At 72.4% G+C, this 14,497-nt stretch carries 9 protein-coding genes; 6 read left to right on the forward strand and 3 right to left on the reverse strand.

The features are described 5' to 3' along the window. Nucleotides 1-214 precede the first annotated feature (214 nt). Both ASE20_RS23160 and ASE20_RS23165 read left to right on the forward strand, forming a co-directional pair. Nucleotides 215-1,174 (forward strand): ATP-binding cassette domain-containing protein, encoded by a 960-nt coding sequence (locus ASE20_RS23160; RefSeq protein ID WP_056896955.1) that lies wholly within the window; start codon nt 215-217, stop codon nt 1,172-1,174. Continuing rightward, nucleotides 1,171-1,971: an ABC transporter permease gene (locus tag ASE20_RS23165; RefSeq protein ID WP_056896956.1), complete on the forward strand. Its 801-nt coding sequence runs from the start codon at nt 1,171-1,173 to the stop codon at nt 1,969-1,971. The genes ASE20_RS23160 and ASE20_RS23165 overlap by 4 nt, the downstream gene beginning before the upstream one ends. 63 nt (nt 1,972-2,034) lie before the next feature. Here the strand turns inward: ASE20_RS23165 and ASE20_RS23170 are convergent, their stop codons facing one another. Continuing rightward, a complete protein-coding gene (locus tag ASE20_RS23170; protein ID WP_056896957.1) occupies nt 2,035-4,434 on the reverse strand; it encodes an Ig-like domain-containing protein in 2,400 nt (799 codons plus the stop codon). A gap of 151 nt (nt 4,435-4,585) precedes the next feature. On the opposite strand from ASE20_RS23170, the gene ASE20_RS23175 reads away from it, so the two are divergent. Next, entirely contained in the window at nt 4,586-7,213 is a 2,628-nt protein-coding gene (locus ASE20_RS23175; protein WP_056896958.1) for a helix-turn-helix transcriptional regulator, read from the forward strand. Here the strand turns inward: ASE20_RS23175 and ASE20_RS23180 are convergent. Then, on the reverse strand, nt 7,203-7,556 hold the full coding sequence (locus ASE20_RS23180) for a group I truncated hemoglobin (RefSeq protein ID WP_056896959.1): 354 nt from the start codon (nt 7,554-7,556) through the stop codon (nt 7,203-7,205). The two genes, ASE20_RS23175 and ASE20_RS23180, sit on opposite strands and share 11 nt — an antisense overlap. 199 nt (nt 7,557-7,755) lie before the next feature. Here ASE20_RS23180 and ASE20_RS23185 point away from each other — a divergent pair, with 199 nt between their 5' ends. Then, a complete protein-coding gene (locus ASE20_RS23185; protein WP_056896960.1) occupies nt 7,756-9,624 on the forward strand; it encodes a calcium-binding protein in 1,869 nt (622 codons plus the stop codon). Nucleotides 9,625-9,639: 15 nt separating this feature from the next. Here ASE20_RS23185 and ASE20_RS23190 read toward each other — a convergent pair whose 3' ends face one another. After that, on the reverse strand, nt 9,640-10,989 hold the full coding sequence (locus ASE20_RS23190; protein WP_082612839.1) for a cytochrome P450: 1,350 nt from the start codon (nt 10,987-10,989) through the stop codon (nt 9,640-9,642). A gap of 208 nt (nt 10,990-11,197) precedes the next feature. On the opposite strand from ASE20_RS23190, the gene ASE20_RS23195 reads away from it, so the two are divergent. Further along, nucleotides 11,198-11,959 carry an HAD family hydrolase gene (locus ASE20_RS23195; RefSeq protein ID WP_225869142.1) on the forward strand — a complete coding sequence of 254 codons (762 nt, stop codon included), beginning with the start codon at nt 11,198-11,200 and terminating at the stop codon, nt 11,957-11,959. Then, on the forward strand, nt 11,956-14,496 hold the full coding sequence (locus ASE20_RS23200; protein ID WP_056896962.1) for a glycoside hydrolase family 65 protein: 2,541 nt from the start codon (nt 11,956-11,958) through the stop codon (nt 14,494-14,496). Before ASE20_RS23195 ends, ASE20_RS23200 begins: the two co-directional genes overlap by 4 nt. The last annotated feature ends 1 nt before the right edge of the window (nt 14,497 follow it).

A 14,497-nucleotide genomic window follows, 5' to 3' on the forward strand; every position in this document is an offset into this window, starting at 1 on the left:
AAGCGACGTCCTTGACCCCGGGGGTCGGTCGGCTACGCGCGGCCGCCCCAGGACCCACCGCGACAAGCCACCGAACGTGGACCCACAGGTGGAGAGTCGACAAGACAGCCTTGCCTTGGCCCAGGGGCCTGCCGGGCGATGAGTTCCGCTGTCGGTGGTGGTCCCTAGGGTCAGGAACACCTGGGGACGACGGGCGAGGAGACGGACGAGACCGATGGCAGAACCCATGATCAGCGCGACCGGACTGGTGAAGCGCTACAAGGACGTCGAGGCGCTGGCCGGCCTCGACCTCGCCGTACCCGAGGGCAAGGTGCTCGCGCTCCTCGGGCCCAACGGCGCCGGCAAGACCACCGCGGTGCGGTGCCTGACGACCCTGCTCAAGCCGGACGCCGGCAGCGCGCGCGTCGCCGGCATCGACGTGGTCGCCGACCCCGCCGCCGCCAAGGCGAAGATCGGGCTGTCGGGCCAGTACGCCGCGGTCGACGAGCACCTCACCGCCTCCGAGAACCTCGTCATGATCGGCCGGCTCTACCACCTCGGCCGCTCGCACGCGCGTACCCGCGCTCAGGAGCTGCTCGAACGCTTCGACCTCACCGAGTTCGCGAGCCGCCCGACCAAGACCTACTCCGGTGGCCAGCGCCGGCGCCTCGACCTGGCCTGCGCGCTCGTCGCCGCACCGCCGGTCATCGTGCTCGACGAGCCGACCACCGGGCTCGACCCGCGCAGCCGGCAGCTGATGTGGGACGTGATCCGCGAGCTGGTCGCCGACGGTGCCACCCTGCTGCTGACGACCCAGTACCTCGAGGAGGCCGACGTGCTGGCCGACGACATCGTGGTGATCGACCACGGGCGCGAGATCGCCCACGGCACGGCCGACGAGCTCAAGGCGCAGACCGGGGGCCAGCGGATCGAGGTCGTCCTGACCAGCGCCGCCGACGCCGAGGTCGCGACCCGCATCCTCAACGAGGTCGCCGTGGGCGAGGTGAAGGTCGCCGGCGGTGGCCGTGAGCTCGCCGCGGCGGCCGGCGACGAGGCCGCGGGCGACCTCCTGCGCGTGCTGCAGGGCTTCGAGCGGGAGGCGGTGAAGGTCCTCGACGTCGGGTTGCGGCGACCGACGCTCGACGACGTCTTCCTCACCCTGACCGGACACGAGAGCACGGAGGCCGACCAGTGAGCACCGCCGCGCAGGCCCTCAACGACGGCTGGGTGGTCGCCCAGCGCAACCTGGTCAAGATCATCCGGGTCCCCGAGATCCTGGTCTTCGTCCTGATCAGCCCGATCATGTTCGTGCTGCTGTTCGCGTTCGTCTTCGGCGGCGCGATCGACGTGCCCGGGGTCAACTACCGCGAGTGGCTGATCGCCGGCATCTTCGGCCAGACCATCGTGTTCGGCGCGACCTTCACCGGTGCCGGTCTCGCCGAGGACATGCAGAAGGGCATCATCGACCGGTTCCGGTCGCTGCCGATGTCCAACAGCGCCGTCCTCGTCGGCCGCACGGCGTCCGACGTCGTCTACAACGTGCTCTCGCTGGTCATCATGGCGCTGACCGGCTTCCTCGTCGGCTGGCGGATCAACGAAGGAGTGCTCAAGGCACTCGCCGGCTTCGCGCTGCTGCTGGTGTTCGGCTACGCGATCAGCTGGGTGATGGCGTGGGTCGGCCTGATGGTCCCGAGCGTCGAGGTCATCAACAACGCCTCGTTCATCGTGATCATGCCGCTGACGTTCATCTCGAACGCCTTCGTCCCCACGTCGTCCTTCAACAGCGTGCTGAAGCCCGTCGTCGAGTGGAACCCGGTCTCGGCGGTCACCCAGGCCAGCCGCGACCTGTTCGGCAACACCGGCGTCGGGCCGGGCTCCGACGCCTGGTCGCTGCAGCACCCGGTGACCTACACGCTGATCTGGGTCGTCGGGATCATCGTGGTCTTCGCGCCGCTGTCGGTGCGCCAGTACCGCCTCACCACCAGCAAGTGAAGCCGGCGCCGCGCACGCTTCGGGTTCCCCACGAACTCCCCGCGTGCGCGGCACCGACGTCCTTCACCGCACCCGCACGGCCCCACTCGTCCGCACGGTCGTCACGTAGCCGGCCTTGCGCCCGGTGACCCGGACGGTGATCCGGCGGCCGCGATCCGCCCTCGTCAGCCGGTACGACGCCCTCGAGGCGCCCTTGATCGCGACCCCGTTGCGGTACCAGCGGTAGGTCTTCACGACCGTCCCCGGTCCCCAGGTGCCAGCGATCGCCTTCAGCGTGCGACCGACGGCCGGGGTCCCGCTGATCCGGGGCCTCGGGGCGACGAGGATCCCGTGAGCCACCGTTCGAGCGGTGCTGGTGCGCTCGACCGACGGGTAACCCGCCTTGGTGCCCGTGACCCGTACGCTGACCATCGTGCCCAGGTCGGCGGAGCCGAGCCGATAGGTCGCCTGCGTCGCGCCCTCGATGACCGCGCCGGAGCGCAGCCACTGGTAGGCCTTGGTGACCGTGCCGGGCCCCCAGGTCGCCGTACCCGCGGTGAGGACGCTGCCGACGCGGGCGGTGCCACTGACGGTCGGTGCCGGCGAGGTGATCGTGCCGGGCGCGACGGTGATGGTCACGGTCGCGGTGTCCGAGAGGTTCCAGGCGGCATCGCGCACGTCGTACTTGAAGGTGTCGACCCCGGTGAACCCGTCGGCGGGGGTGTAGGTGAAGGAGCCGTCGAGCTCGACGAACACCTTCCCGTGCTGGGGCGAGAAGTGGCTGGCCTTCTCGAAGCTGTCGCCCTCGAGGTCCGTGTCGTTGGCCAGCACGCCTTCGGCGGCCGGGACCACGAAGGGCACCCCGGGCACCGTCGTGTAGCTGTCGTCCACGACGACCGGCTTGTCGTTGAAGACCTTGATCGTGACCGCGGCAGGCGCCGACAGCGTGCCTTGGGCGTCGGAGGCCCGGTACGTGAAGCTGTCCGTTCCGCGCCAGCCGGCGTCACCGGTGTAGGTGAACGCGCCCGTCTCGGCGTCGAAGGCGGTCAGGTCGCCGTGTGCCGGCTCGGTGTGCGAGGCGACGTCGAGGTCGCCGGCCTCGAAGTCGGCGTCGTTGCCGAGCAGGCCCGGAGCTGCGACGGTCAGCGGGTTCCCTTCGCGGACCTGGTAGTCGTTCGGGAGGGCGTCGGGCGCCTCGTTGCCCCCCGGCGCGACGGCCTTGAGGGTCACGGTGACCCAGTCACTGGTGTTGCCGTCGGGGTCGACGAGCCGGTAGGTCAGCAGGTCGGTGCCGCTCCATCCCGCGGACGGGGTCCACGTGAAGGCACCGGTCGTGAGGTTCGGCGCGAAGGTGCCGTGCAGGCCCGGCGCGAGGTAGCCACCGATCTCGAAGGACGAGTCCGGGTCGGAGTCGTTCGCGAGGAGGCCGTGCGCGGCGTCGGTGACGAGCGGAACCCCCTGCGCCGTCTTGTAGCTGTCGACGACGGCGACCGGCGGGGGCGTGACGACGTGGAGGGTCACCGTGACCGCGTCCCCGTGGTTCCCTTCGGGATCCACGGCGTAGTACTGGAAGGTGTCGGTGCCGACGAAGCCAGCAGCCGGCGTGTAGGTGAACTCGCCGGTGTAGGCGTTGTAGCCGGTGATGGTGCCGTGCGTGGTGCTGGTGAACCACGCGTTGGCCCGGACGTACGAAGAGTCGGCGTCCGTGTCGTTGGCGAGGATCCCCTGCGCGCGAGCGACCTTCAGACTGCCGTTGCGCGGGACGTCGTAGCTGTCGGCGACGGTGACGGGCTTCTGGAAGGCGCCGGCATCCGCGACGGTGATCGTGAACGACTGGTGCGTCTCGTTGACACCGTCCTGCGCCTCGTAGACGAACGTGCGCGTGCCCACGAAGTCCGTCGGCGGCCGGTACTGCACGGCCTTGGGCCCGAAGGACGCGGCACCGATCATCTGCTCGCCGGGGAGGAAGGTGCCGATGGAGTGGCTGCCGACGGTCATCGGGGCTCCCTCGGGGTCGACGTCGTTGGCGAGCAACGTGCCGTCGATGTCCTCGATCAGGAGCCATCGGTTCTTCTTCGCGTCCAGCGCGTCGCCCGCCGTGACGACCGGCGCGTTGCCGGCGACGCCGACGGCGACCTGGACGATCAGGTCGGTGCTGATGTTGGTGCCGTCGGTGAGGCGGTAGCTGAACCCGTGGTTGTCGCCACTGGCACCCACCGGGGGTGTGTAGGTGAAGGCACAGCCCTGGAGGTCGACCGTCCCTGCGCCGGGGTTGACCGAGGACACCGAGATCGGGTTGCCCTGCGGGTCGGTCGCACCTGTGCACAGGTTGCCGCTGACCAGGGTGTCGAACGGGGTCGAGAGGTACGTCGTCGGCGCCGTCGGCGCGTCGGCCGGGCCGGCGTGGGCAGCGCTCGGGACGAGCGCGACGAGCGTGGCACCGAGGGACGCGAGCGCAGTGGTGGCGAGGGATCGTGGGGACATGGCTCCACGATCGCCGCGTGCAGGGGGCCGGCGGATGGGGAGCCACTGCTCATCCGCTGCTCAGGTGCACGGTGGGTGGCTACTCAGATCACTCGGTCAATTACTCAGGAGTACGCCGCGCCGGGTCGAGATCCCTCCCTAGAATCCCCCCATGGCTGGCGCGGCGACGGTGGGATCCCCGGCCGACCGCCAGTGGCCACTGGCCGGTCGCGACCGCGAGATCGCCGCCGCGCTGCACGCGCTGGATGCCGGCGCCCGGCTGGTGAGCATCCACGGACCCACCGGCGTCGGGAAGTCCCGCCTGCTCGCCGAGATCGCCGGACGCCTGGCCGCGACCGGCCGCCACACGGTGCAGCTGGGCGGCAGCGCGATCCTGTCCGTCGTCCCGCTGGGGGCGCTGTCGGCGCAGTTCCCCGGCCTGAGCCCGTACGACGGCACCTCCCCCGACCCGGCCCGGCTCTTCGCCGAGGCGAGCTCCGCCCTGGCCGGCTCGTCGGAAGGCCGGGCGACCGTGCTGCTCGTCGACGACGCCACCCTGCTCGACGGCGCGTCGATGCTGCTCGTCGCCCAGCTCGCCGCGGCCGGCCGGGTCAGCCTGGTCGTGACACTCCGGCCCGGCGACCCGCTGCCGGAGACGCTGGTCGCCACGTGGAACGCCGCGCGCGACCTGCGCCTCGACCTCGAGGCGCTCGACGCCGAGGCGGCGCGCTCGCTGATCGAGGCGGCGCTGGGCGGCGCGGTCGCGCACCGCACGGTCACCACCCTGCACTCCGCGAGCGGCGGCAACCCGCTCTACCTGCGCGAGCTGGTCCTCGGGGCCCGTGCCGCGGGATCTCTCGCCGACAGCACCGGCGTCTGGCAGCTCGCCGGCGCGGCCAGCGCCACCCCGACCCTGCGGGAGCTGGTGCTGGCCCGGATCGGTCAGCTCGACGCCACGGCGCGCGACGTCCTCGAGCGGCTGGCGGTCTGCGGCGAGCTGCGTCCCGACCAGCTGGCCGGCGATCCCACGGCCGTCGTACGACCGGCCCTGGCCGCGCTCGAGACGGCGGGGCTGGTGGAGGTCACGGCGAGCGGGGCGTCGATCGCCGAGCCGGTGCACGCGACCGTGCTGACCGAGAGCATGTCGCGACTGCGGGTCGAGGACATCCTCGGCGAGCAGGCAGCCCTCCTCGCTGCGAAGGCAGGCGGCTCGCCCGACCTGCTGCAGGTCACCCTCTGGCAGCTCGAGGCCGGCCTGCCGGTCGACGCCGACGTGATCTTGACGGCGACCCGGCTCGCGGCGGGCACGGGCGACCACGCCTCGATCCTCCGGCTCGCGGGCGCCGGCCTGCGCGCCCACCCCGACCACGCCGAGCTGCTGCTCCTGCTCGCCGACGCGCAGCTGCGCACCGGGCAGGTCGACGCGGCGCTGGCGACGCTGGCCCGCCATCCCTCGGGCGCGAACCTCGCCGGGCGCGGTGGCGCCCGGACGGCCCGCCTGATCGCCGTCGCCCAGCTCACCGGCCGTGGCCCGCTGGCCGCGCTCGCCGTCCTCGACGAGTCCCTGGGCAACGGCCCGGCCCATCCCGCGCTCGAGCTGACCCGAGCCGCCGCCCTCGTGGCCGCCGGCCGGCCGACCGACGCCGAGCGGGTCGCCCGCGAGGCCGCGCCGCTGCTCGGCGACGGCGAGGAAGCACGGATCCGGGTCCTGCACGCCCGCTCGATCGCGCTCGCCTGCATGGGCCGTGAGGACGACGCCCTGGCCGCCGCCGCCGAGGCGGTCGCCTTCGCCGAGGCCACCGACGGCACGGTGCTCGGGCTGTGTCGTGCCGAGACCCAGCTCGCGCAGGCGACCGTGCTGCACCTGGCCGGCAGGTACGGCCAGGCGCGTACCACCGCCGTACGAGCGCTGGCCGAGGCCGCCGACACCGGCGACGAGATCCTCGGCCGCTCGATCGAGTTCCTGCTCGGCCGGATCGCGCTCGACGCCGGCCACCTGGCGTCCGCGGAGCGCTGGCTGGCCGAGACGATCAGCGGCGCCACCTCCGTCGGACCGCCGGGACTCGCCGGCCTCGCGCGACTCTCGTTGACGGCCGCCCAGGGCGCGTCCGGTGCGCTCGAGCTCGCCCGGGCCACCCTCGCAGCGGTCCCCGAGGACCTGGTGCCGGCGTCCTGGTACGCCCTCGCCCGCGCCTGGGCCGACCGCGGCGGCGACATCGACACCACCCTCCGCCACTCCGCCGAGGCCGCCGCGTCCGCTCTCGCCGGCGGCAACGTCGCGCTCGCTGCCACCGCCTGGCAGGTGGCGATCGAGCTCGACCGTCCCGACGCCGCCGCCGAGCCGCTGCGCGCCATGGCCTCCAGCACGGGGAGCAGGCTCGTCGCCCTGCTCGCCGACCACGCGACCGCTGCGACCGCCGGGGACCACGTCCGGCTGCTCGAGATCGCCGACGCCTGGGAGGAGCGCGACGGCCTCCGCCTGGCCGCCACCGCTGCCGCCACCGCTGCCCGCGCCCTCGGAAGCTCCCGTACGGCCGCCTCCGCGCGGGCCCGCGCCGAGGACCTGGTCCGACGCTGCGACGGCCTCGACACCCCCGTCGTACGCCAGCCCGACGGTGTCAGCCCGCTCACCCCGCGCGAGCGCGAGATCGCGACGCTTGCCGCCGCCGGCTCGACCAGCAAGCAGATCGCCGCGCAGCTGTTCCTGTCGTCGCGGACGGTCGACAACCACCTGCAGTCGGTCTACACCAAGCTCGGGATCACCGGGCGGCAGGCGCTGGCGGAGGCGTTCAGGCGCTGACGACCTCGTCGCGCAGCCCCTCGATCGTCGCCCGGACGCCGACCAGCTGGTCGGCACTCACGCCGAGGTCGTGCAGGGTCATCGCCAGGTGCTCGACCACGGCGTCGAATGCGCCGTCGGTGATGGCCAGGCCGGCGTGCGCCTCGCTCATCGAGCGGCCCGCGAACAGGTCGGGACCGCCGAGGGCGTGGCTCAGGAAGGCGCGCTGGTGGGCCTTGAGCCGGGCAAGGTCGATGCCGTCGAACCAGGCGCGGAGGTCGGGGTCGTCGAGCACGCGCTGGTAGAACACCGCGACCGCCGCCTTCACCGCGCCGGCCCCACCGATCCCGTCGTACGCACTCACGAGGACGACGCTAGGCCGCGGCCGGTCCTACGAGGAGAGCATCGATTACTCAACTTCGAAGGATGAGCAACTCGCGCGGCTACTCACCTTGCCCGGAGCACCTACTCAACCTGCTCGCGAGGCGTTCCTCCGGCCCGTGCGGCGCCCTAGCGTCGGCCGGGCCGGCATCCCGGCGATCCCCCCGACGGAAAGCACGACGATGACCAAGTTCCTCCCGATCTCCCTCGCTGCAGGGAGCATCGTGGCCCTCGGGGTCGCGGTCGCCGGGCCTGCGCAGGCGACGCCCACCTGCCACGGCAAGGCGGTCACCATCGACCTCAACGTCACCCCCGGCGCGACCGGGACCCCCGGAGACGACGTCATCCTGGGGACGCCCGGCAACGACGTGGTCGGCGCCCTCGGCGGTGCCGACACCGTGTGCACCGGCCTCGGCGACGACGCGGTCAACCTCGGCGACGGCAACGACTGGGCCTCGCTCGGCGCGGGGCGTGACGAGGCGAACGGCGCCGACGGTGCCGACACCGTGTACGGGGACCAGGGTGCCAACGACCTGGCGGGGGGCGCCGGTCCCGACCTGCTCGTCGGCGGCGAGGAGGACGACTACCTCGTCGGCGGCACCGAGGGTGACGTGCTGCGCGGTGCCGGCGGCGACGACGACGTGTACGGCGACGAGGGCAACGACACCGTCGACGGGGACGCCGGCAACGACGAGCTGTCGGCCGGGGCAGGCGAGGACACCGTGTCGGCCGGTAGCGGCAACGACACCGTGTACGGCGACCTGGGCGCGGACACGGTCAGCGGCGGCTACGGCACCGACACCTACGACGTCGGGAACGCGACCTCCCCCGTCACCGTCGACCTGCCCAACCACGCGGGCAGCGACGCCCTGGGGAACGACACCCTGACGACGCTGGAGAACATCGTCGGCAGCGAGTGGGACGACTTCCTCTACGGCGACGCCGGGGCGAACGTGATCCGGGGCGGTACCGGGCATGACGTCCTGCGCGGGAACGGCGGGGACGACCGGCTCCTCGGCGACAGCGACAACGACACCCTCTTCGGCGGCGCCGGCAACGACGTGCTCGCGGGCAGCCTCGGCACCAACGACCTCCGCGGCGAGGACGGCGACGACGTCCTCGTCGCCGGGCCTGCCGGCGACAGCCTGGCCGGTGGTGCCGGGACGGACACGGCCGACTACTCCGCCTCGCCGTCAGGCGTGGTGCTCCTCCTCGCCAGCACCGGCCAGGTCCAGGCCACCGGAGGCAGCGGCTCGGACTACCTGGTCGACGCCATCGAGAACCTGGTCGGCACGTCGTCCGCCGACGTCCTTGTCGGGAATGCGCTCACGAACACGATCACGGGCGGTGGCGGCGACGACCAGCTCGCCGGCCAGGACGGCAACGACGTCCTGCGCGGTGGCGCCGGGGACGACCAGCTCTCGGGGGGCAAGGGCAGCGACCGCATCTACGGCGAGGACGGTGACGACTCCGTCAGTGACGGCCCGATGGGCCCGGATTCCGGCAACCTGGTCGACGGCGGCAACGGCGACGACCACCTCCAGGGAGGCACCTCGGCCGACACCATCAAGGGCGGCGCCGGGTCGGACAGCATCCTCGGTGGTCTCGGCAACGACGTCATCGACGGGGCGGCGGGCAACGACGCCCTCCGCGGGGGCGACGGCAACGACGCGCTCGTCGGTGGCGCCGGCGACGACCTCGACGGCGGCGCCGGCACGGACACGGCGAGCTACGCCGCGGCGACGAAGGCGGTGCGGGTGAACCTCTCGCTGCTCGGCGTCCAGACGACCGGTGGCGCCGGGGTGGACGCCCTCGCCCGCGTGGAGGGGCTGCGCGGTTCCCGGTACGCCGATGCCCTGACCGGCACCCCTGCGGCCAACTCGCTGATCGGCGGACCGGGCGACGACCGGCTCCGCGGTCTCGGCGGCAGCGACCGGCTGTTCGGCGACGCCGGGCGCGACACCCTCACCGGAGGGACCGGTTCGGACCGCTGCGCCGGCGGGTCCGGAGTCGACGTCGCGAGCAGCTGTGAGACGCGCTCCTCGATCTGAGGCCCGGCCGCCCGGTCAGGCGGTGACCGAGACCCGGTCGCCGTCGAGCAGCACGGGGAGCGCCTCGACGCCGTAGACCGCCGACAGCTTGCGGAAGTCGAGCTCGGAGATGTCGGCCGCCATGGCGAGGTTCGGGAACCGCTCGGCCAGCATCCGCAGCGCGGTGCGCAGCTCCATCCGGGCGAGCTCGGCGCCGACGCAGCGGTGCATCCCCCACCCGAAGGCGAGGTGGCGGGTGGGCTCGCGGGTCGGGTCGAAGTCGTCGAGGCCGGGCGCCAGGCGCGGGTCGCGGTTGGCGGCGAGGAGGGAGACACCGACCGCGTCGCCCTCCTTGATCAGCCGGCCGCCGACCTCGACGTCCTGCTTGGCGAAGCGGAGGAACGCGAGCTGGACGACGCACAGGTGGCGCAGCAGCTCCTCGACGACCTGGTTGACCTGCTCGGCGTCGTCGGAGCGGAGCATCTCGCCGGCCTTCGGCGTGGTCGCGATGAGGTAGGCGCCGAGGGCCAGCATCGAGGCGGAGGTCTCGTAGCCGCCGAGGAAGACACCGTCCGCGATGCCGCCGAGGGTGACGTCGTCGAGCTCGTCGCCGTGCTCCTTCAGCAGCGCACCGATCAGGCCGTCACCGGGGTTCTCGCGCTGCTCACGCACTGCGTTGATCAGGAACTCGCGCGTGTGGGCCGCCGCGCCGAACGCACCGGCGCCGCCCCCGGAGAGGTCGAAGCGCGCGACGCCGAGCTCGAGGAAGCGGCCGCGGTCGTCGACCGGGAGGCCGAGCAGGTCGCAGATGACGTCGAACGGTACGGCGAACGCGAACTCCTCGACCATGTCGACGGCCTTGCCGTCGCGGCCCGCGGCCTCCATCGCGTCGAGGCGCTGGGCCACGACCTGCTCGATGCCCGGCTGCAGGCGAGCCAGGCGGCGCATCGTGAACTCGGGGGTGAGGTAGCGGCGCAGCGCGGTGTGCAGGGGCGGGTCGGTCATGCCGAGGCCGCCGATCTGCTCCTCGTCGGAGCGGCCCTCCTGCGACACGAACTGGCCCAGGTCGTTGGACCACACGTCGGCGCCGCCGGCGAGCACCTCGCGCGACTCGTCGTACCCGCTGACCAGCCAGACCGACTTTCCGAACAGCTCGGCGAGCTTCTTGACCGGCTCCTCGGCCTGGACCTTCCGCATCTCCGGCAGCGGGTCGAGGCCCTCACGCTTGAGGGGCAGGGTGACCGACTCCGGCAGGAAGCGCAGCTTGCGCAGGTCGATGCCGTTGCGCATGGTCCGGTTGAGCAGCCAGATGCCGACGCGCTGCTTCACCGGGCCGAGCACGGGGTCGAGCACGGGGCCGACCGCGCTGATGAGGGGGAACCGCATGGCGGTATTCCACCAGATCACCGTCCCGGCGGGTGCCGAGGGACGAGGCACGCGCCGAACCAGGCGGGGAGGTCGAGTAGGCGCGCGGGCGCGAGCCCGCGAGCGCCGGCGACCGCCGTATCGAGACCACGACCGCGTCTCGATACGGACACGCCCTCGTTCCTCGGGCGTGACCTACTCGACGAACGGCGGCGGCTAGCCTGAAGCGGTGCCTGACACCGCAGTGGACTGGAACCTCTACGACGCCGTGCTCTTCGACCTCGACGGCGTGGTCACGCCGACGGCCGAGGTGCACATGCATGCCTGGGAGGCGATGTTCACCAGCTTCGTCACGGCGAGGTCGGCGGCCGACGGGATCGCCTACCCGCCCTACGGCGAGCAGGACTACTTCCAGTACGTCGACGGGAAGCCCCGCTACGACGGCGTGCGCTCCTTCCTCGACTCCCGCGGCATCACCCTCCCGGAGGGGGATCCCGACGATCCGCCGACCGCGGAGACGGTCTGCGGGCTGGGCAACCGCAAGAACGACGCGTTCAACCAGATCCTCGCCGCGGAGGGTGTGCAGGCCTACCCGGGCTCGGTCGCGCTGATCGAGCGGCTGCACGCGGACGGCAAGCCGATGGCGGTCGTGTCGTCGTCGCGCAACGCGCCCGCGGTGGTCGCCGCCGCCGGCCTGACCGACTACTTCGGGCTGATCATGCACGGCGGGCTGGCCGAGGAGCTGGGCCTGCCGGGCAAGCCCGCGCCGGACACCTTCACCCACGCGGCCGAGGTGCTCGGCGCGACGGACGCGCGCTCGGTCGTCCTCGAGGACGCGATCAACGGCGTCGCGGCAGGTCACGCCGGCGGCTTCGGCCTGGTGATCGGCGTCGACCGCGGCGCGGGCGCTGAGGCGCTCACCGCCGCGGGTGCGCAGCTCGTCGTACGAGACCTCGCCGAGCTGGTGCCCGGAGAAGGAGAGCAGGCATGAACGCCGCCGGACCGTCCCACAAGGCCCCGCCCGTCGCCGACCCGCTCGACCGCACCCGGTTCCCCGTCGACGAGTGGCGGCTGGTCGAGACCCGCTTCGACGGCTCGGACCTCGGGACGACCGAGTCCCTGTTCACCGTCGGCAACGGCTACCTCGGCCTGCGCGGCAACTACTCCGAGAGCCGCGACGCGCACGTCGACGGCACGTTCATCAACGGCTTCCACGAGACCTGGCCGATCTCGCACGCCGAGGAGGCCTACGGCTTCGCCCGGATCGGGCAGACGATCGTCAACGTGCCGGATCCCAAGGTGATCCGGCTCTACGTCGACGACGAGCCGCTGCAGGTCTCGGTCGCCGACCTCCTCGAGTACGAGCGGGCGCTCGACTTCCGCACCGGGGTCCTGAGCCGCGAGCTGCTCTGGCGCACCCCCGGCGGCAAGCGGGTCCGGATCCGCAGCACCCGGATGGTGCCGCTCGAGCAGCGCCACCTGGCGATCATCACCTTCGAGGTCACCCTGCTCGACCAGCGCGCGTCGCTGGCGATCTCCTCGCAGCTGATCAATCGCCAGGACCAGGACGCGGAGCCCGCCCCCGTTGCGGACGGCAGCATCGGGCTGCCGGGGAGCAATGCCGGCGAGGGCGGTGCCGACCCCCGCAAGGCCGAGATGTTCGAGCGCCGCGTCCTCGTGCCGCGCCTGCACGCGGCCGACCCGGAGACCGGCCGGGTCAAGCTCGGCTACCGCACCGCGCAGAGCGGGATGACGCTCGGCGTGGTCGCCGACCACCGACTCGAGACCGAGGCGTCGTACGCGACCGAGGTGCACTCCGAGGACGACATGGCCAAGGTGATCTACCGGATCTCCGCCGAGCCCGGCGTGCCCGTGCGGCTGACCAAGGTCGTGTCCTTCCACACCGCGCAGACGGTGCCCCCGCGCGAGCTCATCGACCGTTGCGAGCGCACCCTCGACCGCACGCACGAGGAGGGCATCGACCACCAGTACGCCGCCCAGGAGGCCTGGCTCGCCGACTTCTGGGCGCGCGCGGACGTCGAGGTGCCCGGCCAGCCCGCCCTGCAGCAGGCGATCCGCTGGAACCTCTTCTCGATCCTGCAGGCGTCGGCCCGGGCCGAGGGCCAGGGCATCGCGGCGAAGGGTGTCAGCGGCTCCGGGTACGGCGGCCACTACTTCTGGGACACCGAGATCTACGTGATGCCGTTCCTGACGTACACGATGCCGTGGGCGGCCCGGAACGCGCTGCGCTTCCGCTACTCCCTGCTCGACAACGCCCGGGACCGCGCCCGCGAGCTGTCGCAGAAGGGCGCGCTCTTCCCGTGGCGCACGATCAACGGGCACGAGGCGTCGGCCTACTACGCCGCGGGCACCGCGCAGTACCACATCGACGCGGACATCGCGTACGCCCTGAGTCAGTACGTCGGCGCCACCGGCGACGAGGAGTTCCTGGCCCGCGAGGCCGTCGACATCTTCGTCGAGACCGCCCGGCTGTGGGCGGACCTCGGCTTCTGGCGCGACGAGAGCAGGCGCACCTTCCACATCCACGGCGTCACCGGGCCCGACGAGTACACGACCGTCGTCAACGACAACCTGTACACGAACGTCCTCGCGCGCTTCAACCTCCGCCGGGCCGCCCGCGCGGTGTGGGAGCTGCAGCGCGACGACCCGGCGTCCTACGACGCGCTGGTCCGCCGTACCGGCCTGACCGAGGACGAGCCCGAGGAGTGGGCCTCCTGCGCCGAGGGGATGTCGATCCCCTTCGACGCCTTCCTCGGCATCCACCCGCAGGACGCGCACTTCCTCGAGCGCGAGATGTGGGACCTCGAGAACACCCCGCTCGACAAGCGGCCGCTGCTGCTGAACTACCACCCGCTGGTGATCTACCGCTTCCAGGTGCTCAAGCAGGCCGACGTCGTGCTGGCGCTGTTCCTGCAGGGCGAGGAGTTCACGCCCGAGCAGAAGAAGGCCGACTTCGACTACTACGACCCGATCACGACGGGCGACTCGACGTTGTCGGCGGTCGTGCAGTCGATCGTCGCCGCGGAGGTCGGCTACCAGGACCTCGCGCTGCGCTACTTCATGTCCGCGCTCTTCGTCGACCTCGCCGACCGCCACAACAACACCGCCGACGGCGTCCACGTCGCCTCGACCGGCGGTGTGTGGAGCGCCCTGGTCGCGGGCTTCGGCGGCTTCCGCGACATCGGCTCCGCCGCCGGCGACCAGCAGTGGCAGATCGACCCCCGGCTCCCGTCCGACTGGACGTCCCTGACCTACCGGGTCGCCCTCCACGGCACCCGCGTTCGGGTCACCGTGCGGCCCACCGAGCTCGAGCTGTACGTCGAGCACGGCACCGACCCCGTCACGGTCTCCGTGCGGGGCGAGCTGGTCAAGGTCGCCCCGGGCGAGCCGGTGGTGGTCCCGCTCGAGCACCAGGGGCCGCGACTGACCGGCGAGCCGCCGTACCCGGCCGGGATCCAGCGGGCCGACGGGACGGTGATCTCGGCGATCGTGCCGAGCGGGGAGTGAG

This window comes from Nocardioides sp. Root240 (assembly GCF_001428825.1).
In the GTDB taxonomy this organism is placed as follows: domain Bacteria; phylum Actinomycetota; class Actinomycetes; order Propionibacteriales; family Nocardioidaceae; genus Nocardioides.

Bases quoted from the DNA above. Each gene is read 5' to 3' on its own strand.
- ASE20_RS23200 (WP_056896962.1), top strand. From the start codon at position 11,956: ATGAACGCCGCCGGACCGTCCCACAAGGCCCCGCCCGTCGCCGACCCG.
- ASE20_RS23160 (WP_056896955.1), top strand. From the start codon at position 215: ATGGCAGAACCCATGATCAGCGCGACCGGACTGGTGAAGCGCTACAAG.
- ASE20_RS23170 (WP_056896957.1), bottom strand. From the start codon at position 4,434: ATGTCCCCACGATCCCTCGCCACCACTGCGCTCGCGTCCCTCGGTGCC.
- ASE20_RS23185 (WP_056896960.1), top strand. From the start codon at position 7,756: ATGACCAAGTTCCTCCCGATCTCCCTCGCTGCAGGGAGCATCGTGGCC.
- ASE20_RS23175 (WP_056896958.1), top strand. From the start codon at position 4,586: ATGGCTGGCGCGGCGACGGTGGGATCCCCGGCCGACCGCCAGTGGCCA.
- ASE20_RS23190 (WP_082612839.1), bottom strand. From the start codon at position 10,989: ATGCGGTTCCCCCTCATCAGCGCGGTCGGCCCCGTGCTCGACCCCGTG.